Consider the following 21,965-nt stretch of genomic DNA (forward strand, 5'->3'; position numbering starts at 1 on the left):
CGTAGACTCGATGCCGAGTCGCCGGTGACGCCGTGTCGCCGCTCGCGGCCCAGGCGCCCGTCCCGGCACGTCCCGCTGCACGCGAACGAACGAGGAGGAACCGCCAGGTGTCGTCTTACGCGGGTGAGGGCAGCTCCTTCGTCGTGGTGGCCAACCGGCTGCCGGTCGACGAGGTGATCACCGACGAGGGCAGGGAGTGGCGGCAGAGCCCGGGCGGCCTGGTCACGGCCCTGCAACCGGTGCTCCAGGCCGAGAAGGGCACGTGGATCGGCTGGGCCGGCGGCACCGGCGAGGCGCCCGATCCCTTCGAGCTGGACGGGATGCGGCTGAGCCCGGTGGCGCTGACCGCCGATGAGCTCACCTCCTACTACGAGGGCTTCTCCAACGCCACGCTGTGGCCGCTCTACCACGACGCGGTCGAGCCGCCGGTCTTCCACCGGCCCTGGTGGGACGCCTACGTCCGGGTCAACGAGCGCTTCGCCGAGCGCGCCGCCGAGGTGGCCGCGCCGGGCGCGGTGGTGTGGGTGCAGGACTACCAGCTCCAGCTCGTCCCGGCGATGCTGCGGCGACGGCGGCCGGACGTGCGCATCGGCTTCTTCCTGCACATCCCGTTCCCGCCGGTGGAGCTGTTCATGCAGCTGCCCAAGCGCCTGGAGCTGCTGGACGGGCTGCTCGGCGCCGACCTGGTCGGCTTCCAGCGGCCCCTGGCCGCGCAGAACTTCCTGCGCCTGACCCGGCACCTGTTCGCCCTCCAGCCCCGCGGGAAGACCGTGGAGTTCGGCGAGCGCGTGGTCCGCGCCGACGCCTTCCCGATCTCCATCGACGTGGCCGCCATGGAGTCGGTGGCGGTGAGCACGCCGGTGCAGCAGCGGGCGCGGGAGCTGCGGGAGAACCTCGGCGATCCCGAGACGGTCATCCTCGGGGTGGACCGGCTGGACTACACCAAGGGCATCGAGCAACGATTGAAGGCGTTCCGGGAGCTGCTGGCCGAAGGCCGGCTGCGGGTCCCGGACGCGGTGATGGTGCAGGTGGCCACGCCGAGCCGGGAGCGGGTGGAGCACTACAAGGCGCTGCGCTCGAACGTGGAACGCGAGGTGGGCCGGATCAACGGCGATTTCGGCCGGGTCGGGCGTCCGGCGGTGCATTACCTGCACCAGTCGTATCGCCGTGACGAGCTGGCCGCGCTGTACCTGGCGGCCGACGTGATGATGGTGACGCCGTTGCGGGACGGCATGAATCTCGTGGCGAAGGAGTACGTGGCCTCCCGCACCGATCTGGGCGGCACGCTGCTGCTGTCGGAGTTCGCCGGCGCGGCCGGTGAGCTGCGGCAGGCCTATCAGGTCAATCCGCACGACCTCGACGGGCTCAAGGCGACCCTGATGACGGCGGTGGAGGCCGATCCGATGGATCGGGTGCGCAGGATGCGGGGGATGCGCCGGTATCTTCGCGGGCACGACGTCCGCCACTGGGCCAACGGATTCCTGACGGCGCTCGGCGTCCCCTCTCCGGCCACCGCGTACAATCCCGGCCATATTGAAACAAAACCGCAATAACACTTGAACATGTCCGAAACGATCTTCGCCCGCGGAGTGCCTGCTCTCGGGTGACTCGACGCGCCCGCAGGAGCCTTCAGGCATGACCGAGCCAATTATGTCCCCTTCCATGGACCCCGAACTTCGCGCGTGTCTGGCCAACCTGGCCAGAACCCCGCAGTTGCTGATCGCCTGCGACTACGACGGGACCCTCGCGCCGATCGTCACCGACCCGGCCAAGGCCGCGCCGCTGCCGGAGACGGTGGCCGCGCTGCGCGCGCTGGCCACGCTCCCGCAGACGAAGGTCGCGGTGATCTCCGGCCGCGCGCTGCGCGACCTGGCCGCCCTCAGCCGGCTGCCCAGCGAGATCCACCTCGTCGGCAGTCACGGCTCGGAGTTCGACGTCTCCTTCACCCATGCGCTGACCCCGGAGCAGGTCACCCTGCGCGACAAGATCTACGCGGCGGTGGCCGACCTGGTCCGGGACAAGGAGGGCGTGCGACTGGAGCCCAAGCCCGCCGGCATCGCCGTCCACACCCGCACCGCCCCCCGCGACGTGGCCGCCGAGGTCCTCGCCGCGATCCAGGCCGGGCCGGGTTCGTGGGACGACGTGCAGTCGACCGAGGGCAAGGAGGTCGTCGACCTGTCGGTGATGACCACCCACAAGGGCACCGCGCTGGACGCCCTGCGCTCGCAGCTGGGCGCCTCGGCGGTGCTGTTCATCGGCGATGACGTCACCGACGAGAACGCCTTCGCGCACCTGCACGGGCCTGACATGGGCATCCGCGTCGGCGAGGGCGAGACGCTGGCCCGCCACCGCGTCGACGACACCGAGGACGTCGCCCACGTCCTGGCCGATCTGCTGCAGATCCGCCGGGGCTGGCTCTACGGCGAGCAGTCGGTGCTGATCGAGCGGCACTCGATGCTGGCCGACGGGGCGGCCAACGCGCTGGTGACCCCCGACGCCCGGATCACCTGGATGTGCCACCCCAAGCCCGACTCCGGCGCGCTGTTCGCCGACCTGCTGGGCGGGACGACCGCCGGGCACTTCACGGTGGAACCCGTCGGCGGCGGCCTGCCGCTGGGGCAGCGCTACCGGCACGAGACGATGAGCGTGGAGACCCGCTGGTCGGGCCTGACGGTCACCGACTGGCTCGACCGGACGCACCTTGAGGCCGGTGACGCGCACTCCACGACGCTGGTCCGGGAACTGTCGGGCAACGGCACCGCTCGGGTGACCTTCGCGCCGCGCCCGGAGTTCGGTTCGCTGCCGGTGCGGCTCCAGCCGCTCGGCGACGGCCTGCTGATGCTGGGCTACAACGAGCCGCTGGTGCTGCGTGCCCCGGGCGTGGAGTGGGAGGTGACCTCCGACGGCCAGAACGACACCGCGACGGCCACCGTGGACCTCACCGCGTTCGGCGGGCACGTGGCCCTGGAGATGCGCTGCGGGTCCAATGACCTGAGCGACTCGGCGCTGCCGGTGGGCGAGCGCCGCGAGGGCAGCGAGGCGCACTGGCGGGACTGGGCGGCGAAGCTGAACCTGCCGCGCCTGAAGCGGGACATGGTGATGCGCAGCGCGCTGGCCCTGCGCGCGCTCTGCTACGAGCCGACGGGGGCGATCCTGGCGGCGGCGACCACGTCGCTGCCGGAGGACCTGGGCGGCGTCCGCAACTGGGACTACCGCTACTGCTGGTTCCGCGACGGGGCGATGAGCGCGCGGGCGCTGGTGGAGCTGGGCTCGCTGCCGGAGGCCGAGCGGTTCCTGAAGTGGTGCGCGGGCGTCCTGGAGTCCACCGGGGGCCACCCGGAGTGGCTGTCGCCGCTGTACACGATCGACGGCGGTTCGCTGCCGCCCGAGGGCATCATCGACACCCTGCCGGGTTACGCGGGTTCGCGTCCGGTGCGGGTCAACAACAACGCGAACAAGCAGGTCCAGCTCGACGTGTTCGGGCCGGTGGCCGACCTGGTGGCGGCGGTGGCCGACCTGCGCGGGCGGCTGACCGACTTCGAGGCCGAGGTCATCCTGGCGATGGCCGACGCCGTCGAGCGCCGCTGGCACGAGCCCGACCACGGCATCTGGGAGGCCCCGCAGCCCCCGCGTCATCACGTGTACTCCAAGGTCATGTGCTGGTTCACCATCGACAAGGCGATCCAGCTCGCCGACCGGCACGGCCTGCCCCGCAAGGAGAGCTGGGCGGGGCTGCGGGCGGCGATCGCGGAGAACGTGCTGGAGCACGGCTGGGACGAGAACTTGCGGACCTACACCGCGGCTTACGGCGAGCCGGACTTGGACGCGGCGACCCTGTGGATCGGGCTGACGGGGCTGCTGGACCCGGCCGACCAGCGCTTCATCGACACCGTGGAGGCCACCGAGGCGGCCCTGCGCAGCGGTTCGGCGGTGTACCGGTACAAGCGCGACGACGGCCTGCCCGGTGTGGAGGGCGGCTTCCTGATCTGCGCGGCCTGGCTGATCGAGTCCTACCTGAAGATCGGGCGGCGCGCCGACGCCGAGGAGCTGTTCACGCAGCTCATCGACCAGGCCGGGCCGACGGGCCTGTTCCCCGAGCAGTGGGACCCGCTGGCCGAGCGCGGGCTGGGCAACCACCCGCAGGCCTACTCGCACCTGGGCTTCGTGCACTGCGCCCTGCTGCTGGACGCCTGACCCCGTTTCCTCTCGCGCGGCCCCGTCGTCCCCGGCGGGGCCGCACGCGCGTCACCCGGACGGGTGCGCCCCGATCGGGTGACCTCGCGCGTCCCGGTCCGGCACCGCCACCTGGGTGTTCTCCGCCACGCTCACCGGCGACCCGCGCGGCGGGGTCCCACGCGGGCGGGCGGTGTGGCATACGATCGCCGTGGACAGTGCTTATTCACAATCGCGTGGAAGCGGCTTGTCACGAGGCCACGTAGCGTCAACGTCCGTGTGACGCCACAGCGAGGCTGTGACAATTTTTCCCTTCATTCACCATGCGGTTCCGCCCGTCACTTTTACCGGCCTGAATCGTTACACCGGCCCGCAAATAAGACATTAAGTACAAATGGCGCAGTCGGGCACCGTCCACATAGGGTCCAGATCGAAATTCGCCCCGGCCGATACCCCGACGGGGGTTGCGCACCCCCACTCCCTGTCTGCAACGATGTGGCAATGCCCCAGCAGCCCTCTAAGTCATTCTTCGATAACGCCAACAACAAGCCTGACTTCACTGTTGGGCTACGTGGATACGACCGGGCGCAGGTCGACGACTTCATCCAGCGGCTGAACGCCGCGCTCACGCAGACCGAGAGCGCGCGCAGCGAGGCCGAGCAGCGGATGACCGACGCGCAGCGCCGGCTCCGTCAGGCCGAGCAGCGGGTGAACGGCCTTGAGCAGCGGCTCGCCGACCAGGCCAAGCAGCTGGAAGAGAACAGCCGTCCCACCTTGTCGGGTCTCGGCACCCGGGTTGAGCAGATCCTCCGCCTCGCCGAGGAACAGGCCAACGAGCACCGGGCCGAGGCGAAGCGCGAGACCGAGGGCATCCTGTCCGCGGCCCGCCTCGAAGCGCGCGAGATCACCGACAAGGCGCGCGGCGAGGCCTCCGGAGTCAAGCAGGGCGCCGAGCGTGAGGCCGGCAACCTGCGGACCGCCGCCGAGCGCGAGGCCGCCGAACTGCGCGTCCAGGCGCGCCGCGAGGCCGAGACCCTGCGCGCCGACGCCGAGCGTGAGACCAAGCAGCTGCGTTCGTCCACCGGGCATGAGGTCGCCGAGCTGAAGGCCACGGTCGAGCGCGAGGTCGCCACCATGCGCGCCACCTCCGAGCGCGAGATCACCCAGCTGCGGGCCAAGGCCGCGCGCGAGGCCGAGGAGAAGCGCGCCGAGGCCGCCAAGCTCTACGCCGAGGCCAAGGAGAAGCGCGACAAGGAGCTCCAGGCCCTGGCCCTCGAACTGGCCGAGCGCCGCGAGAAGGCCGAGCGCGAGGAGTCCGAGCGCCACACCTCCGCCGTCTCCGCCACGCAGAAGCTGGTCAGCGAGGCCGAGGCCCGCGCCCGCAACGCCGAGGAGCGCGCCAAGGAGACCGAGCAGAAGTCCGAGCAGCGCCGTCTGGAGGCCGAGCGGTACGCCACCGAGACGGTCGACAAGGCCAAGTCCAGCTCGGAGAAGACGCTCTCGGAGTCCAAGGCCGAGGCCGAGCGCCTCGTCGCCGACGCCAAGGCCGAGGCCGACGCGAAGACGACCGCGGCCCGCAACGAGGTCGAAGAGCTGTCCCGCAAGCGCGACTCGGTGCAGGCGCAGCTGCGGAACATGATCTCCAACCTGGGCGGCATCATCCCGACCGACACTCCCGCCGCGGCTCCCGAGCCGGCCAAGGAGGACGAGAAGGTCGCCGCCGAGACGTCCTGAGCGAGCTCACAGTCGGACGCGCTACGGTCTTTGTCAACCACTTGGCCACCTTCGGGCGTTTAAGTGGTGAGGACCGAAGAGGGTTCGGCAAGGTTCTAAGACGACCTACCCGGGCCCCGCCCGCCGGAACAATCGCCATTATCTGGCGATAGCGTCCGACGAGGCGGGGTTCGGCATGTGAGGATGTGGCTATGTCTCAAGGCGCGGGTGGCGATTTCTTCTCGACCTTCAACGGTCCGGAGGTCGGCGGTGGTTTCGACCTCCAGATGCGCGGCTACGACAAAAAACAGGTAGACGCCTACATCCAGCGGATGGACGCGCAGCTGACCAGCCTGGCCGCCGAGCGGGCCGAGGCGCAGGCGCAAGTGGACGGTCTGGTCGCGCAGGTGCAGCAGCTCCAGGCGCAGATCTACGACATCCGCCGCCGCGCCGCCGTCGGCGAGCAGGCCAGCTACGAGCACCTCGGGTCGCGCGTCGGGCACATCCTGACCGTGGCGGCCGAGGAGGCCGAGGACATCAAGAAGAAGGCGCAGGAGGCCGTCGCCGGTCAGCGCGCCGAGGTGGACCGCATCCTCGCGCAGGCCAATGAGGAGGCCGAGGCCGCCCGCCGCGACTTCGAGACGACCCTGGCCGCGCGCCGCAACGCCGCCGAGAAGGCCGAGGCCGAGCGCCGCGCCGCGGTGGACGCCGAGCTGCAGCGCCAGAGCCAGCGCGCCAAGACCCTCGTCGCGCAGGCCCAGGAGCAGGCCGCGCAGATCGCCCAGCAGGCCCAGGAGGCCGCGCAGCAGACCCGCGCCGCCGCCGACGAGCAGGCCCGCCAGCTGGTCGCGCACATCGAGAAGCTGCGCGGCGAGGCGCAGCAGACCAAGCAGACCGCCGAGGTCGAGGCCGAGCAGGTCAAGCAGGCCGCCGGCGCCGAGGCGCAGCAGGTCACCCAGGCCGCGCGCGAGGCCGCCGAGAAGGCCGTCGCCGAGGCGCAGGCCGTGGCCCAGCAGACCCGCGACGCCGCCCTGGGCGAGGCCAAGAAGCTGCGCGACGAGACCATCGGCGAGACCAACCGCATCCGCAGCGAGACGACCACGCAGATGCGCACCTTCCGCACCGAGACCGAGCAGGCCGCGCAGAAGATCACCGCCGACGCCGCCGCCGAGGCCGAGCGCGTCCGCAAGGAGGCCGACGCCCACGTCGCCGAGGCCGAGCAGCACAAGCGCGCCGCCGGTGAGCAGGCCGCCGCGCTGACCGCAGAGTCGGAGAAGAAGGCCGCCGAGACCATCCGGACCGCAGACGAGTACGCCGACGGCAAGCGCCGCGACGCCGACGAGTACGCCGCGAAGGTCACCGGCGAGGCCGCCGAGCGCGCCAAGAACGTCACCGCCGAGACCGACGCCAAGGTCGCCGAGCTCACCGCGGGCGCGGCCAAGAAGGCCGAGGAGACCCTCGCCGGAGCCGACCGCACCGCCGCCGAGACCGTCGCCAAGGCCGAGAAGCGCGCCGAGGACCTCAAGGCCCGCGCCGAGGAGGGCGCCAAGCGCGCCGCCGAGGCCGCCCGCCGCGACTCCGAGGCCATGCTCGACACCGCCCGCGCGCAGGCCGAGGCGATCCTCGCCGACGCCGCCGAGGGTAAGGCGCCGGAAGCGAAGGCCGCCGAGAAGCCGCAGGCCGCGCAGCAGCCCAAGGCGCCCGCGCCCCAGAAGGCCGAGCAGCAGAAGGCCGAGGCCCCCAAGCAGGAGGCGAAGCCCGAGGCGGCCAAGCCGGAGGCGAAGGCCGCGCCGAAGTCCGACGTCAAGCCCGTGCCCGCCGGTGAGGAGCCGACCGAGCCGATGCCGAAGGCCACCGCGGCCAAGGACGAGGCCACCCAGGTCCTGCCGAAGACCACGGCGAGCGCCGGTAAGAAGTAACAACGCGTGACCGCGACGGGCCGCCGGGGTGTTCCCCGGCGGCCCTCGCCGTCGCTGCTGGTGAGCGCGGCGGCACGCGCCGAGGCCGTCCGTGCCCACATCTCCGCGCGTCCCGCCGGTCGGGGCGAAACGCCGATACAGTGGCCGCATGTCCACGCAGGCCCCACGACCGCCCGAGAATCCGGCGGAGCACGCCGAAGAGTCCGATGGGGACCTCGCCGCTCCCGCGGAACCGGTCGCCGAGACTCCCGCCGTCCCGAACCCGTACGGCGAACCCGGGCGCCCGTTCACCCGCAACCCGTTCACCTTCGGGCTGCTGGCCGGGCTCGGCCTCACCGTGGCCTACCTGCTGTTCCTGGGCCTCCAGGCCGCCGGTGGCGTCCTGATCTCGATCCTGGTCGCCGGTTTCCTGGCCATCGGCATCAACCCGATCGTGGTGCGCGTGCAGCGCCTGGTCAAAAGGCGCGGCCTCGCGGTGGCCATCGTCGCCTTCGGCATGGCCGTCGTCTTCTGCGGTGGGCTGGCGCTGCTGCTGCCTGCGGTGATCGAGCAGGTCACCGCGTTCATCAACGCGCTGCCCGGCTACATCGAGGGCCTCAAGGGCAACCGCTGGATCAACGACCTGAACAACGAGTACCAGCTCATCGAGCGCCTCAAGAGCGCCGCCAGCGCCGAGAACATCACCAGCGCCGCCGGTGGGCTGTTCTCGGTGCTCGGGCAGGTCTTCGGGACCGCGTTCAACGCGATCATGGTGGTCATCCTGACCCTCTACTTCCTGGTCTCCTTCGACAAGCTGAAGGCCGGGGCCTACGCCCTCCTGCCGGCTTCTCGGCGTCCGCGCGCGCAGGTGCTCGGGGACGAGATCCTCGTCAAGGTCGGCAACTACACCATCGGCGCCCTCGGCATCGGCGCGATCGCGGGCGTCACCTCGCTGATCTTCATGATCATCGCGGGTATCCCCTACGCGTACGCGCTGGCGCTCATCGTGGCCGTTTTCGATCTCATCCCACAGATCGGGGCCACGCTCGGCGCCGTTATCGTGTCCCTCGTGGGCTTCTCCCAGTCGATAGCGGTGGGAATCGCCTGCGTCATCTTCTTCGTCCTGTACCAGCAAGTGGAGAACTGGCTGATCTACCCACGGATGATGAGCCGCTCGGTGAAGGTGAGCGACCTCGGCGCGATCCTCGGCCTGCTGATCGGAGCGGCCCTGTTCGGGATCGTGGGCGCCCTCGTCGCCGTCCCGGCCGTGGCGGCGATCCAGCTGCTGGTGCGCGAGGTGCACATCCGCCGCCAGGACCTCGCATAGGAGCCGCGCAGTGCCGACGACGACCCGACCTGCATGGAAGGGGGTGAACCGCGCATGACCACCAAGTCCCACATGGACATCTCCGCCGCCGGAGCCGTCCGGCTGGCGAGATTACTGCACCGCGACGAGGTCGCCGCGGTCTTCACCGGGACCCTCCCGGAGGAGCCCGCGCCGCTGGTGGTGACCCTCGGCAACGAACGCGCCGTGGGCGCCCGCCGCACTCTCTTCCTGGACTGGGCCGCCCGCGTGACGCGCCTGTCGGCGCACCCGCACATCGCCACCGTCCACGCCGTGGGCCTCACCGGCACCGCCCGGCCCTACCTGGCGGTGCAGACCACCCGCACGAGCCTCGGCGACCGCCTGCGCGCTGCCGGTCCGCTCACCCCGGGTTTCTGCCGCGCCATCGGCGTCGCGCTGGCCGACGCCCTGGCCACCGTGCACTCCATCGACCTCATCCACGGCGCGGTGCACCCCGCGACGACCCTCATCGGGCCCGGCGACCAGCTGCTGCTGGCCGGGCTCGACGCGACCGCTCCACTACTGGCGCAGCGGCCCACGCGCGTGTCGGCCTACACCGCGCCCGAGCACATCGACGCCGCCATCGCCGGTGAGATCGGGGCCAGTCCCGCCGCCGACGTCTACGACCTCGCCACGCTGCTCTACGGCGCGCTGGGCGGGCGGCTCCAGTGGCTGGGCACCGAGGGCGGGCGCGTCACCGACCCGCTGCTGCGGGCCGCGCCGATCGCCGACATCCCGGGCGTCTCGCGCGTCCTCACCGACATCATCGCGGTGTGCCTGAGCGCCGACCCGCGCGAGCGGCCCACCGCCGCGCAGCTGCGCGACGCGCTCTCCACCGTGGACATCTCCGCCGCGCCCTCCCCCGGGCGCCGTCCGGCCGCCGTGGCCGCCGAGCTGGCGCCCACCGGCGGGCCGCGGCCGGCGACCGCGCCGACGGTGACCGACCTGGCCGTCCCCGAGCGTCCCGCGCCCGAACCGCCCCGGCAGGGGCGCCTGGGCCGCACCGCCAAGGCCATCGCGGTGGCCGCGCTGGCGGTGGCGTTCCTGGGCGGCGCGAGCCTGGCGACCTACGCCGCCACGCGCGGCAACGACACCACCATGGGCTGCCCGACCGAGGACGAGCTGTCCAGCGTCGCGGTGAGCTGGTACGGGGACGGCACCACCGTCACCGAGAAGGTGTGCGCCGCCGACGGCTACGTGGCGATGACGGTGCGCAGGCCCGTCCCGCTGAACGGCGGCACGGGCGCCTCGGCTCCGGCGACGGGCGTCGTGCGGATCGCGATGCATCGCGTGGACGGCAACCTCCAGCGCGTCGACGCCTGCGGCACCGGCGTCCCGGCGGAGATCCGCAACTACGTCGCCGGGTGCTGACCCAGCGCCCGCGCGAACTCCACCGGTGTCTCCAGGGGCGGCAGGTGACCGGCGCCCGGGATCGTGACCACGCGCGCTTTGAGAGCCCCGGCCATCACCCGCGCGTCGGCGCCGGAGGCGATGGCGTCCTCGGCGCCGCGCACGACCAGCGCCGGGACGTCCAGTCCCGCCAGCACCGCCGTGGAGTCTTCCCGCGCGGCCATCGCGCGCTGCCCCCACGACACCGACGCGGGTGCGAGCCCGGCGACCAGCGCCTCGGCGCGCGCCACCGCGTCCGGGCGCTCCCGCAGCGTGGTCGCGCCCAGCAGCGAGGGCAGCGGGACGCTCACCTCGCCCGCCTCGGCGGCCTCGGCCACGCCCAGCCGGGCCGCGCGGGCCTCCGGGGTGTCGGCGGTGGACTTCGTGTCGCACAGGATCAGCCCGGCCAGGCGGCGCCGGTGGCGGCGGGCGAAGGCCATCGCCACGTACCCGCCCATCGACACCCCGCACACCGTCGCGGCCTCCAGGCCCAGCTCGTCCAGGACGGCCGCCACGTCATCGGCGGCCACCGCCAGGTCCGGCGCGGGCAGTGGCACACCGGCCGACTCGCCGAAGCCGCGCTGGTCGATCGCGATGGTCTGCACGCCCGCGAAGGGCACCCGCCACCACATCCCCGCGTGGAACGGGAAGGCGTGCAGGAGGACCAGCGGCGGGCCCTCGCCGCCGGTCCGGTAGACCACCTCGGCGGTCACGTCACCGGCACGTCCGCGAAGGCCGCCACGGTCCGGTCGGCGTAGGCGGAGGCGTCCCCGTAGGTCATCTCCCCGTCCCACTCCTTCGGCAGCGGCAGCGGGACACCGGGCGCGACCCGGCGCACGATCTCGTCCAGCGCGCGCTCGGCGTGCCCGACCCACAGGTGCTTGGCGCCGTCCACGCCCACGACCTCGGCCTGCGGGATCGCCGCGAAGCGCTCGCGCGCCTCGGCCGGGCGCAGGTAGTCGTCGAACTCGGGCACCAGCGCGGTGACCGGCTTCTTCGACTCCGCCCACACCGCCAGGTCGGCCTCCTCGGCCTTCTTCAGCGGCGGGGACAGCAGGATCGCGCCCTCCACGGCCGGTTCGCAGCCGAACTTGAGGGTCAGCTCGGTGCCGAAGGACCAGCCCAGCAGCCAGATGTTCGGCAGGTCGTGGAACTCGGCGTACTCCACCGCCGCCGCCACGTCGAAGCGCTCGCCCACGCCGTGGTCGTAGGCGCCGTCGCTGGTGCCCTGCACGCTGGACGTGCCGCGCGTGTTGAAGCGCAGGACGGCGATGCCCGCCAGCGCGGGCAGGCGCCAGGCGGCCTTGCGGTAGATGTGGCTGTCCATCATGCCGCCGTGCGTGGGCAGCGGGTGCAGGCACACCAGGGTCGCGACCGGATCGCGGTCGGCGGGGACGGCCAGCTCGCCGACCAGGCCGAGGCCGTCGGCGGTCTCCAGCCGCAGCGCCTCGCGCTTCGCGGGGAGAATCGAGTTCGCGCGGATCAAGCTCACGCTTCGAGTCTCCCACCGCGGGCGCGGGCGTGGGCCCGGGTCAGCGGTGACGTCCGACTCTCGGCGCGCGCCGGCCACGCGCGCGCCAGCAGCCGGTGTGCCAGTGGCGGCGCTCGTCGACGGGCCCGTCGACCTGCCAGGCGACCACGTGCGGGACGCCGACGCCGATCTCGTGATCGCAGCCCGGGCAGCGGTAGACCTTCGTGGCCGCCTGACCGGGGATGTGCCGGACGTACCAGTCGGCGCCGTCGGGTCCTTCCTCGACCGCCTCCACCTTCCGGCGGGCGCGGTCGAGGTCGACGTCTCCATCCGGGACGTCGCGGCGATTGCGACGGGGACTCACGTCAACAGATTATTCAAGACTCGATCAACTAGCCGGGGCGGAGTCGGCCCAGTGTCGACAACCGGTACCCCAGCTGCATGCGCGTGCTGACCTGCGCCTCGTCCATCAGGTAGCGGATGCGCCGCTGGACGGTGCGCGCGGAGATGTCGAGCTGCTTGGCCACCGCGTTGTCGGTGAAGCCCTGGAGGAGCAGCGCGATGATGCGCCGGTCGAGCTCGATGAGGTCGTCGGCGTAGGGCACGTCGTCGGGTTGCAGGGCCATCGCGCGGTCCCACGTCGACTCGAAGAGCGCGATCAGCGCGTCCAGCAGCCCGCTGGGGTGCACCACGATCGCGCCCGGCTCACCGGCGCTGGACAGCGGCACCAGGCCCAGCTCGCCGTCGGCGATGATCATCCGCAGCGGCAGGTCCGGGACGATGCGGATCTCCTCGCCCGCCTCCAGCGACTCCTCGGCACGCGCCAGCAGGCCCGGCTCGGCCAGCACGGCCTTCTCCACCACGATCCGGTAGCGGACGCCGCGCTGCACCGCCTCGCCCTCGGCGGTGTTCTGCGCGGCCGAGACCGCCATGGGGTTGCTGCGGACGAAGGCGCGCAGGTCCTTGGCCGCGCCGCTCTGCAGCTGCGCGAAGCGCTGCCGGACGCCGTCCACGCCCGTGACGACCTCGACGAGGTCGCGCACCGAGCGCCCGCTCGACGAGGCGCGGAACAGCTCGGTCAGCTCCGCCATCGCCGTCTCGGCGCGGCCCAGCTCGTCGCGGCGGCGCACCAGCAGCGAGCGCAACGCGATCTCCGGCGGGGCGGCCAGGTAGCGGTCGGCGTCGCGGGAGACGAGCCCGGCGGCGGTGAGGACGTCCAGGATCGCGGCGACCTCTCGCGTGTCGCGGCCCAGGGCGGCGGCCAGGACCGGGGCGTGGGCGGGCCCGGCGGAGACCAGGTGGCGGTAAATCCGCTCCTGCTCCTCGTCGATGCCCAGCGCGCGCAGCTCCACAGCAAAGGAGTATGCGGGAAGCGGCGAGAAACGCACAGGGCGGCCGCCGCGACGGCGGCCGCCCATGATCGATTTGTCAGGCAATGCCGTACAGGTTCAGGCTGATCTGGCGGGTCTTCGTGCCGTGCGAGTCGACGGTGTCGATCCACAGGGACGGGGTGGTCCCGGCGCCCTTGGTGTTGTCCACCAGGGCGTACCAGACACCGCCGCGCTGGACGACCGGGACGGTGGTCCACGCGTAGTCCCCGATCGGCTTGTCGCCGTACGGGTCGATGGCCTCGTAGGTGACCTTGGCACTGAACGAGGTGATCGCGCCGGGGTCGTAGCCGTCCTGCCCGAGCATGGTCACCGCCACGGGGAACGCGGTGTCGGTGTTCGGGGCGAGGTTGTAGGCGTCGACGGGGGCGTCGTAGTGCGGCAGCGCGATCGGCAGGGCCTGGACGGCGTCGCCCTTGGGCCGCTTGGAGGCGAACTCGAAGGACGTGATGGTGCCCAGCCCGAGCTCCCAGCCGCGCTTGGCGATGCGGTACTGGCCGACCTCGACGCGCAGGACGCAGTCGTCGGAGCCGACGTCGGTCTGCCGGGCCGGCCAGGCCGACTCGTCGATCAGCTCGCCGTTCTTGTAGATCCGCATGCTGCCGATGTCGCCGAAGCCGCCGACGGCCTGGCGGCCGCTGGTGTCCTGCCAGGACTGGAAGGCGAAGCCCACCAGGGTGCCCTGGCGCTCGGCGACGCGCGAGGGCGTGCCGTCGGGGTTGCGGAACAGCGAGGTGGCGGTGGGCAGCTTGAACCAGTCGGTGGCGGTCTTCTCCCGGGCGCGGTAGGTGTGCGCGGCGTCGAACCACGTCTCGGAGAAGATCCGGGCCGTGGCTCCGATCGCCTGCCACGTCACGCCCGGGCTGTAGTAGGCCGTGCGGGTCAGCGGCGTGGTGACGGGGTTGCCGGAACCGGCGTAGATCGGGTCGAGGCCACCGGCGGGCAGCACCCGGGTCCACTCGTAGGCGCTGGACGCGGTGCGCTGCGCGTGGAAGTTCTCCGTCCGCGCGCCCAGGTCCCGGTCGCGGACGACGTGGGCCTGGTCGCGGCCCACGCGGCGGCTCTCGGTGAAGGCGAGGTTGTACACGTAGGAGCTGTCGGCCTCGGCAACCGCCGGGTCGGTGGCCCGGAAGTAGGTGCCGAAGTGGAACTCGCCCTCGCGGACCTTGCCGGTGGGGCTGACGTAGAAGCGGCCGCCCTGCGCGAACAGCGAGCTCTGCACCGTCCAGCGGCCGAAGACGCGGTCCAGGGCGATGGAGCCGGTGCGGACCTGGAGCGGCTTGTCGCCGCCGGTGACGGTGACGGGCACGGCCTTGGCGGCGTCCAGGACGACGGTGGTGTCCTCGTCGTAGGTCGCCTCCGGGTCGCCGACGTAGGCGTAGTTGGCCGCGCCGGTGGCGTCGACGGTGCGGATGTAGGAGGTCACGAAGTACTTCCCGGCGCGCAGGCGCAGGGTGACGTCCTCGCCGGTCCAGTAGGCGACCGAGCGGGCGGGCTGGTGCATGTCGGTGATGTCGAGGTAGCCCGAGGTGGCCGCGGCGCCGTTGCGGTCGAGCGCCTTGAAGGTCACCGTGACGGTCTCCGGCTCCAGCCAGAAGCCGACGGAGGTGGTGACGCGGACGCCATGGCGGCCCTTGGCGACCAGCCGGGCGCCGATCTCGCCGTACTGCCCGTCCTTGAGGCCGCGCAGGTCGCCGCGGGCGGTGACGCCGACGGTGGCGGTGCCGTGCGCGGGGACGGTGACGTGGTTCCGGGTGAGGTCGAAGGCGCGCCCGTCGATGCGGCGGCCGTCGGCGCCGGTGGCGTCGGTGAGGTCCAGGTCGAGCTCCACCGCGCGGTCACCGGTGTTGGTGTAGGTGATCGTCTTGGTGGTCTTCTCGTCGCGCCCGTGCGGCCAGTCGTAGGTGGCGATCTGGACGGAGACGTCGCTGGTGACCGAGGCGTTCAGCGCGCCCGGCACCCACATCTCACCGGCGCCCTGGTCGTAGATGGTGCCCTCGGTGTCCTTTTTGACCGAGGCCACCAGGGCGGCCTTGATCTGCTGCGCGGTCCAGTCCGGGTGGGCCTGGCGGATCAGCGCGGCGGCGCCCGCGACGTGCGGGGTGGCCATGGACGTGCCCGACATCGTCGTGTAGTTGACGCCCGCCGGGCTGCCGTTGGCCGCGCCGGCGATCGCCACGCCCGGCGCGGACAGGTCCGGCTTGAGGGCGTGCGAGCCGGGGACCGGGCCGCGGCTGGAGAAGTTCGCGGTGGCGCCCTCGGCGTCGACCGCGCCGACGGTCAGGACGCCCTCGACGCAGCCCGGCGAGGAGACGGTCTCGCGCATGCCGCTGTTGCCCGCGGCGATGACGAAGAGCGTCTTGCCCTGCGCGGTCAGCGCCCGGGTGGCCTCGGCCATCGGGTCGGTGCAGTCGGTGGGCTCGTTGGAGCCGAGGCTCATGTTGACCACGTCGGCGCCCTGCGCGACGGCCCACTCCATGCCCGCCACGATCCAGGAGGTCTGGCCGCCGCCGGGGCCGAGGACCTTCCCGATCAGCAGGCTGGTGTCGGGGGCCATGCCCTTCTTGGACGCGTCGGCCGCGCCGGTTCCGGCGATCGTGGAGGCGACGTGCGTGCCGTGCCCGGCGTCGTCGATCGCGCCCTCGCCGTCGCCGGTGAAGTCCTGGGCGGCCGCGACGCGCCCGGCCAGGTCGGGGTGGTTCGGGTCGTAGCCGGTGTCCAGGACGGCGACCTTCGTGCCAGCGCCGGTGTAACCGGAGCGCCACAGCTCCGGCGCGCCGGTCTGCGCCACGCCGGTGGCGGGGTCGAGCCCGAAGCCGGTGACCTTGGCGTCCAGCCAGATCTTCGGGGTGGCCAGGGCCGAGCGGGAGGTGCCGCCGAAGAGCGTGCCGAGGGAGCCCTTGGCGACCGAGACGGCGGTGGCGTCGATGGACGACAGGTGCGCCCCGACGCTCACGCCGGTGAAGGCGCGGTTCTGCGGGAGCGAGCCCGACAGCAGCAGCGGGAGCGTCGCCGAGGAGGCGTCGTCGTAGCCCTGCCGGACCAGGCCGGTGACGTTGAACAGCGCCGGGTCGAGGCGGCCCTGGGCGAGCGCGGCCTCCGCGGCGACGGGGATGACGTAGAGGTCGGCGCCGTCGCGGCGGATGTAGTGGTCGGCGCCGGATTCCAGCATCGCCGAGGCGGTGCCGTCGGCGGCGAAGGCGACCTGGACGCGGTCGCCGGTGATGAGGGTGACGGTGGCGGTGGACGTGGTGGCGGCGGACTCGCCGAACAGCGCGGGGGCGTTGGCGCCGGCCGCTTGCGGCGTGGCCAGGAGGGTCGCGGCGGCGATCGCGGCGGCCGCCGCGGCCAGGCCGAGCCGGCGTCCTGGTGAGGCTGGGGGCATGGTGAGGGCTCCATGGTCGGACCCGTGGGGGTGGGTGTCGAATGATCACCCTGCCAGCCGTGAGGTTCGCCCAGAAGCGGTGTGGGCGGGCGGGAAACCGACGTGGCGAGTTCTCGACAGGGCGTGTCAGGAGCCCGCCCGGCGCGCCTCCACCTCGATCTCGATGCGCATCCGGGGGTCCGCCAGGCCGCACACCATCATGGTGGCGGCCGGGCGGACGTCCCCGAACGCTCGGCGGAGGGACGGCCAGCAGGGCTCGAAGTCCTCGCGGGCGGGCAGCAGGTAGCGGACGCGGACCACGTCGCGGAAGTCGCAGCCGGCCTGGGCGAGGGCGGCGGCGATGTTGTCCAGGCACTGCTCGGCCTGTTCGACCACGTCATCGGCGATGGTCATGGTGGCGTAGTCGAAGCCGGTGGTGCCGGACACGTGGACGCGGGCGCCGTCCACGACCGCGCGGGCGTATCCGATCCGGTCCTCGAAGACCGATCCGCTGCTGATGGCACGTCTCTCCGTCATGGACACGAATCTAGGTTCGACCCTGACCATATGTCCAATACTTCTCTTGCCATCGTCTGATATCTATAGGCGTATGGATCGTCCGGAGCTTCCGATCTCCCAGCTGCACGCCTTCACCGTGCTCGCCGAGGAACTGCACTTCGGCCGGGCGGCGGCGCGGCTGGGCATCGCGCAGCCGCCGCTGAGTCAGCAGATCCGGCGGCTGGAGACGACGGTGGGGCACCGGCTGCTCAGCCGCGACTCGGGGCGGGTGGCGCTGACTCCGGCCGGGCGGGAGTTGCTCCCGGTCGCGCGGCGCGTCCTGGGCGGGCTGGCCGACGGCCTGGCGGCGGCCCGGGCGGTGGGTGAGGGGCGGGCGGGACGGCTGCGGATCGGCTTCGCCGCGTCGCTGGCGCTGACGGTGCTGCCGGGTCTGCTGCGGGAATTCCGCGACCGGTACCCCGGCGTGCTCCTGGACATCGCCGAGATGACCACCGGGCCGCAGCTGGACGCGCTGCGCGAGGGGAGCATCGACGTGGGCCTGCTGCGGGAACCGCCCGGCGGCCTGACGGACCTGCTGTTCGCCACCGTCGACGAGGAACGCTTCGTGGCGGTGCTGCCGTCGTCGCATCCGCTGGCCGCCCGGTCCTCGGTGCCGATGGAGGCGCTGGCCGCGGAGGGTTTCGTGCTGCTGCCCCGGGACCAGGGCCCGGGGCTCTTCGACCGGATCGCCGGGCTGTGCGCGGCGGCCGGTTTCACGATGCGGGTCTCGCAGCACGCGGTGGAGTGGCTGACGGTGTGCGCGCTGGTCGGGGCCGGGCTGGGGGTGTCGGTGGCCCCGGCGGGCATCGAGCGCGTCCGGCTGGACGGGGTGGCGTTCCGGGCGGTCGAGCCGACCGCCCGGACGCGCGTGGCCGTGGCCTGGCGCGCCGGGGACGAAAATCCGCTGGTGGCGCGCCTGCTGTCGGCGGTCGGTCCTACTCGGTGAGGATGCCGCGCGGGTAGCCGCAGCCGAGGTTCATCGCGGTGTCGATGTCCTCGGCGGAGGCGTAGCCGGAGGCGATCATCTCGCGCGCGTCGGCGCGGTGCGGGGCGAGCAACTGCGCGGCGAGGGAGGCGGCGCGGACCTCGTCCAGCTCGGCGGGCACGACGGGCGAGGAGTGGTCGTAGTAGCCGCGGCCGGTCTTGCGGCCGAGGTGCCCGGCGGCGGCCAGGTCGCGCAGCGACTTCGCGGCGGCGTAGCGGTCCAATTCGCCGTCGCGGTGGTAGATGGTGTCCAGGATCTGCACCGAGGTGTCCAGGCCGATGACGTCGAGGAGCGTGATCGGGCCCATGGGCAGCCCGGCGAGGGTCATCGCGGCGTCGAGCTCGGGGCCGGTGGCCTCACCGGCGTCCACCATGGACACCGCCTGGTTGAGGTAGCCGAACAGCAGCCGGTTGACGATGAAGCCGGGCTTGTCGCCGCACACCACCGGCGTCTTGCCGAGCTCGGCGGCCAGCTCGCGGATGATCGCGGTGGTCTGGTTGGCGGTGTGAGGGGTCGTGACGATCTCGATGAGCCGCATGACCGGCGCCGGGTTGAAGAAGTGCAGGCCGAGGACCTGGAGGGGACGCCCGGTGCCCTCGGCGATCTCGGTGACCGAGAGCGAGCTGGTGTTGGTCGCCAGGATCGCCGACGGCTTGCAGATGCCGTCCAGGCGCGCGAACAGCTCGTGCTTGATGTCGATGCGCTCGGGGACGGCCTCGACGACGACGTCAGCCCCGGCCAGGGCGCCGAAGTCGGTGGTGAGGGTGATGCGGGCGTGCAGCGCCTCGGCGTCGGCCTCGGTCAGCTTGCCGCGCGCGACGGCCTTCCCGGTGGACTTGCGGAGGTGCTCCTCGCCCCGCGCGCGGGCCGGCTCGTCGATCTCGACGCCGATCACGTCCAGTCCGCTCTTGGCGAAGACCTCGACGATTCCCGCGCCCATCGTGCCGAGCCCGACGACTCCTACCTGACGCACCGCAACCTCCTCGTTGACCGCTGCTCCTGGGATACCGCTGCGGCCGAGTCTGCCAGGTTCCCGCCCGCGCGCGGCGCGCGACGGCATCCTATGCCCCGGGTCACAACCGGCCGGTAACTTCCCCCTTGAGCGCGGCTCACCGCGGCCCTACGCTCAGTGTCATGAGCAGTGACCCCGCCCCCCAGGTCATCGACGACCGGCTCGTCTCCCTCTCCCCCGCCGACGGCTCCCAGGTCGCCGTGTTCGACGTGGCCGGACCCGAGGAGGTCGCCGCCGCCGTCAAGGTGGCCCGCGAGACGCAGGCGTGGTGGTGGGAGCAGGGCATCGCCGGGCGCAGGCGGTACCTGCTGAAGGTGCGGTCCCTGGTCGCCGAGCGGATGCCGGAGCTGCTGGACCTGATGCGCGCCGAGACCGGCAAGACCCCCAGCGACGCGCGCACCGAGGTCGCCACCGCGCTGGAGCACCTGAACTGGGCCCCCAAGCACGCCCGCCGCGTCCTGGGACCCCGGCGGGTGCGGACGAGCCTGGTGCTCATCGACCATTCCGCGCACCTGGAGTACCGCCCCTACGGCGTGGTCGGGGTGATCGGGCCGTGGAACTACCCGGTCCTGACGCCCATGGGGTCCATCGTGTACGCCCTGGCGGCGGGCAACACCGTGGTCTTCAAGCCCAGCGAGTACACCCCCGCCGTCGGGCAGTGGCTGGCCGACGCGGTCACCGAGGTCGTGGGGCGGCCCGTCCTCCAGGCCGTGCAGGGCTTCGGCGCGACCGGCGCGGCCCTGTGCGCCGCCGATGTCGACAAGCTCGCCTTCACCGGGTCCACCGCCACCGCGAAGAAGGTCTACGCGGCCTGCGCGGAGGCGATGACGCCGGTGGTGCTGGAGTGCGGCGGCAAGGACGCGCTCATCATCGACCGCGACGCCGACGTGGCCGCCGCCGCCGACTTCGCCCTCTGGGGCGGGCTGTTCAACGCCGGGCAGACCTGCATCGGCATCGAGCGCGTCTACGTCCACACCGAGGTCGCCGACCGGTTCCTGGCCCGCCTGGTGGAACGCGCGGGCGCGCTGCGCGTCGGCGCCGAACCCGACTCCCAGGTCGGGCCGATCACCATGCCCCGCCAGCTGGACGTGATCGCCGCGCACCTCGCCGACGCCGCCGAGCGCGGCGCGACCTTCGCGCTGGGCGGGACCGACTCAGTCCGGCCGCCCTACGTCCACCCCACGATCATCGTGGACGCGCCGGAGGACTCCCGGGCGGTGCGCGAGGAGACCTTCGGGCCCGTGCTCGTCGTCAACCGGGTGGCCAGCGCCGACGAGGCCCTCACGCGCGCCAACGCGCTCCCCTACGGACTCGGCGGCGCGGTCTTCGCGCGCGCCGACGGGATGCGCATCGCGCGCGGCATGCGCTCGGGCATGACCACCGTCAACTCCGCGCTGGCCTTCGCGGGCATGCCGCGGCTGCCCTTCGGCGGCGTCGGCGAGTCGGGCTTCGGGCGCATCCACGGCGATGACGGGCTCCGCGAGTTCGCCTACGCCAAGTCCATCGCGCGCCGGCGGCTGCGGCAGCTGTTCCCGCTGCTGTCCTTCGACCGCGCCGAGAAGCACAACCGGCTCATCGACCGGCTGATGCGCGTCCGGCACCGCTGACCGTCCGTCGTACACCTCTGAAGCCGTTTCGGCGGAAGGAGGCGTACTCGATGCGTTCCAACCTGTCCCGCTCCCTCGCGGTCGCGGCCGCTGGGGCCTCGTCCCGGCGGCGTTCGTCGACTTCAGCCCCGGGTGGGCGCCCACCGACTACGCGCTCTTCGGGTTCACCGGGCGCGCGCCCGCCGGGAGCGCCCTGGCGTCCCTTGCCGCGCCACTGTTCCTGGCCGCGATCGCGGCCGGGCTGTCGGTGCTGCTGCGTTCGCGCCGCGCCGCCCGCTTCGGCGCCTACACCGCCGCCGGAGTCGTCGTCCACTGGTTCCTGCTGGCGCCCCTCCACCACGGCGACTTCCCGTCGTCCCTGGGACCCGGCGCCTGGCTGACCCTGGCGTGCGCGGGCGCGCTCGGGCTGGCGTCCCTCTTCCACGACCCCGCCACCACCATGGGGCCGATCGCGGCCGCCGAGCTGAGCGACGCGCGCCAGCGCGGCTCGGTCGCGTACATGATGTCGCAGACGCCCCCGCGCAAGTAGACCTGGCGGTTTCCCGACTCACGTCCGGAAACCGCCTCCCCCGCGCGGCTCCCCCGCCAAGATCAGGAGGAACCGCAAAGGGGGGACCCATGCGCATGCGCACCGCCGCCGCGACCATCGCGGCCCTCGCCGCCGTCCTCGCTCCCGCGCAGGCCCACGCCGGGCAGCCGTGGGGGTGCTACGGCACGCCGATCGCGACCTACGCCGTCGCCGACGCGTCCGGCACCGTCCGGGGCGACCTCGGGATCTACGCCGCGCCCGACGGCACCAAATGCGCCGTCCTGGCCGCCGCCGATCCCGACACCGGCCACGGGGAGTACTTCGTGGCCATGGCGGTGTGCGCCGAAACGCGCCCGGGCACGGCCTGCACACAGGTCGAGTACACCCACCGGTGGACCTACGCCAACTACGGCGACACCGCGCCGCTGCCCGCCGCGGGCCACTGCGTGCGCGTCTGGGGCTACCTCGCCCTCGGCGACGGCACCTACGCCGAAGGCATCGGCGATCCCCCCGTCAACGCGTGCGACTAGGAG

Annotated in this window: 17 protein-coding genes; 10 read left to right on the forward strand and 7 right to left on the reverse strand. The window is 72.6% G+C overall.

Going from position 1 to position 21,965, the window contains the following annotated elements; genetic code table 11:
- Positions 1-107 precede the first annotated feature (107 nt).
- The 6 genes from QSK10_RS03330 to QSK10_RS03355 all read left to right on the forward strand — a co-directional run bounded on the left by QSK10_RS03330 (position 108) and on the right by QSK10_RS03355 (position 10,500).
- Positions 108-1,553, forward strand: a complete 1,446-nt coding sequence (locus tag QSK10_RS03330) for an alpha,alpha-trehalose-phosphate synthase (UDP-forming) (protein ID WP_285661077.1) — start codon at positions 108-110, stop codon at positions 1,551-1,553.
- Positions 1,554-1,635: 82 nt separating this feature from the next.
- Positions 1,636-4,194, forward strand: coding sequence for a trehalose-phosphatase (gene otsB, locus QSK10_RS03335; protein ID WP_285661078.1), 2,559 nt, complete (start codon positions 1,636-1,638; stop codon positions 4,192-4,194).
- Positions 4,195-4,674: 480 nt separating this feature from the next.
- A complete protein-coding gene (locus QSK10_RS03340; RefSeq protein ID WP_285661079.1) occupies positions 4,675-5,907 on the forward strand; it encodes a DivIVA domain-containing protein in 1,233 nt (410 codons plus the stop codon).
- A 191-nt stretch (positions 5,908-6,098) separates the two neighbouring features.
- Positions 6,099-7,805 carry a hypothetical protein gene (locus QSK10_RS03345; RefSeq protein WP_285661080.1) on the forward strand — a complete coding sequence of 569 codons (1,707 nt, stop codon included), beginning with the start codon at positions 6,099-6,101 and terminating at the stop codon, positions 7,803-7,805.
- A 148-nt stretch (positions 7,806-7,953) separates the two neighbouring features.
- Positions 7,954-9,111 carry an AI-2E family transporter gene (locus tag QSK10_RS03350; RefSeq protein WP_285661081.1) on the forward strand — a complete coding sequence of 386 codons (1,158 nt, stop codon included), beginning with the start codon at positions 7,954-7,956 and terminating at the stop codon, positions 9,109-9,111.
- Positions 9,112-9,165: 54 nt separating this feature from the next.
- Positions 9,166-10,500, forward strand: coding sequence for a protein kinase family protein (locus QSK10_RS03355; RefSeq protein ID WP_285661082.1), 1,335 nt, complete (start codon positions 9,166-9,168; stop codon positions 10,498-10,500).
- On the opposite strand, the gene QSK10_RS03360 is transcribed toward QSK10_RS03355, so the two are convergent.
- The 6 genes from QSK10_RS03360 to QSK10_RS03385 form a co-directional block, all read right to left on the reverse strand.
- Positions 10,482-11,231, reverse strand: a complete 750-nt coding sequence (locus QSK10_RS03360; RefSeq protein WP_285661083.1) for an alpha/beta fold hydrolase — start codon at positions 11,229-11,231, stop codon at positions 10,482-10,484. The two genes, QSK10_RS03355 and QSK10_RS03360, sit on opposite strands and share 19 nt — an antisense overlap.
- Entirely contained in the window at positions 11,228-12,010 is a 783-nt protein-coding gene (locus tag QSK10_RS03365) for an alpha/beta hydrolase (protein ID WP_285661084.1), read from the reverse strand. Before QSK10_RS03365 ends, QSK10_RS03360 begins: the two co-directional genes overlap by 4 nt.
- 40 nt (positions 12,011-12,050) lie before the next feature.
- Positions 12,051-12,353, reverse strand: a complete 303-nt coding sequence (locus QSK10_RS03370; RefSeq protein WP_285661085.1) for an Rv1322 family protein — start codon at positions 12,351-12,353, stop codon at positions 12,051-12,053.
- A gap of 28 nt (positions 12,354-12,381) precedes the next feature.
- Positions 12,382-13,341 (reverse strand): helix-turn-helix domain-containing protein, encoded by a 960-nt coding sequence (locus tag QSK10_RS03375; protein ID WP_285661086.1) that lies wholly within the window; start codon positions 13,339-13,341, stop codon positions 12,382-12,384.
- A 76-nt stretch (positions 13,342-13,417) separates the two neighbouring features.
- Complete coding sequence (locus tag QSK10_RS03380) at positions 13,418-16,762, reverse strand: S8 family serine peptidase (protein ID WP_285661087.1); 3,345 nt, start codon at positions 16,760-16,762, stop codon at positions 13,418-13,420.
- A 126-nt stretch (positions 16,763-16,888) separates the two neighbouring features.
- Entirely contained in the window at positions 16,889-17,278 is a 390-nt protein-coding gene (locus QSK10_RS03385; RefSeq protein WP_285661088.1) for a RidA family protein, read from the reverse strand.
- A 73-nt stretch (positions 17,279-17,351) separates the two neighbouring features.
- On the opposite strand from QSK10_RS03385, the gene QSK10_RS03390 reads away from it, so the two are divergent.
- Positions 17,352-18,245 carry a LysR family transcriptional regulator gene (locus tag QSK10_RS03390; protein WP_285661089.1) on the forward strand — a complete coding sequence of 298 codons (894 nt, stop codon included), beginning with the start codon at positions 17,352-17,354 and terminating at the stop codon, positions 18,243-18,245.
- Here QSK10_RS03390 and QSK10_RS03395 read toward each other — a convergent pair.
- On the reverse strand, positions 18,235-19,257 hold the full coding sequence (locus QSK10_RS03395; protein ID WP_285661090.1) for a 3-hydroxyacyl-CoA dehydrogenase: 1,023 nt from the start codon (positions 19,255-19,257) through the stop codon (positions 18,235-18,237). The genes QSK10_RS03390 and QSK10_RS03395 overlap by 11 nt on opposite strands.
- A gap of 161 nt (positions 19,258-19,418) precedes the next feature.
- Between QSK10_RS03395 and QSK10_RS03400 the strand changes: the two genes are divergently transcribed.
- The 3 genes from QSK10_RS03400 (at position 19,419) to QSK10_RS03410 (ending at position 21,962) form a co-directional block, all read left to right on the forward strand.
- Positions 19,419-20,903, forward strand: coding sequence for an aldehyde dehydrogenase family protein (locus QSK10_RS03400; RefSeq protein ID WP_285661091.1), 1,485 nt, complete (start codon positions 19,419-19,421; stop codon positions 20,901-20,903).
- Between the two features lie 247 nt (positions 20,904-21,150).
- Positions 21,151-21,432 carry a hypothetical protein gene (locus QSK10_RS03405; RefSeq protein WP_285661092.1) on the forward strand — a complete coding sequence of 94 codons (282 nt, stop codon included), beginning with the start codon at positions 21,151-21,153 and terminating at the stop codon, positions 21,430-21,432.
- Between the two features lie 89 nt (positions 21,433-21,521).
- The gene (locus QSK10_RS03410) at positions 21,522-21,962 is read left to right on the forward strand and encodes a hypothetical protein (RefSeq protein ID WP_285661093.1); all 441 of its coding nucleotides are present in this window, start codon (positions 21,522-21,524) and stop codon (positions 21,960-21,962) included.
- The last annotated feature ends 3 nt before the right edge of the window (positions 21,963-21,965 follow it).

It is taken from the genome of Actinorhabdospora filicis (assembly GCF_030269765.1).
In the GTDB taxonomy this organism is placed as follows: Bacteria; Actinomycetota; Actinomycetes; order Mycobacteriales; family Micromonosporaceae; genus Actinorhabdospora; species Actinorhabdospora filicis.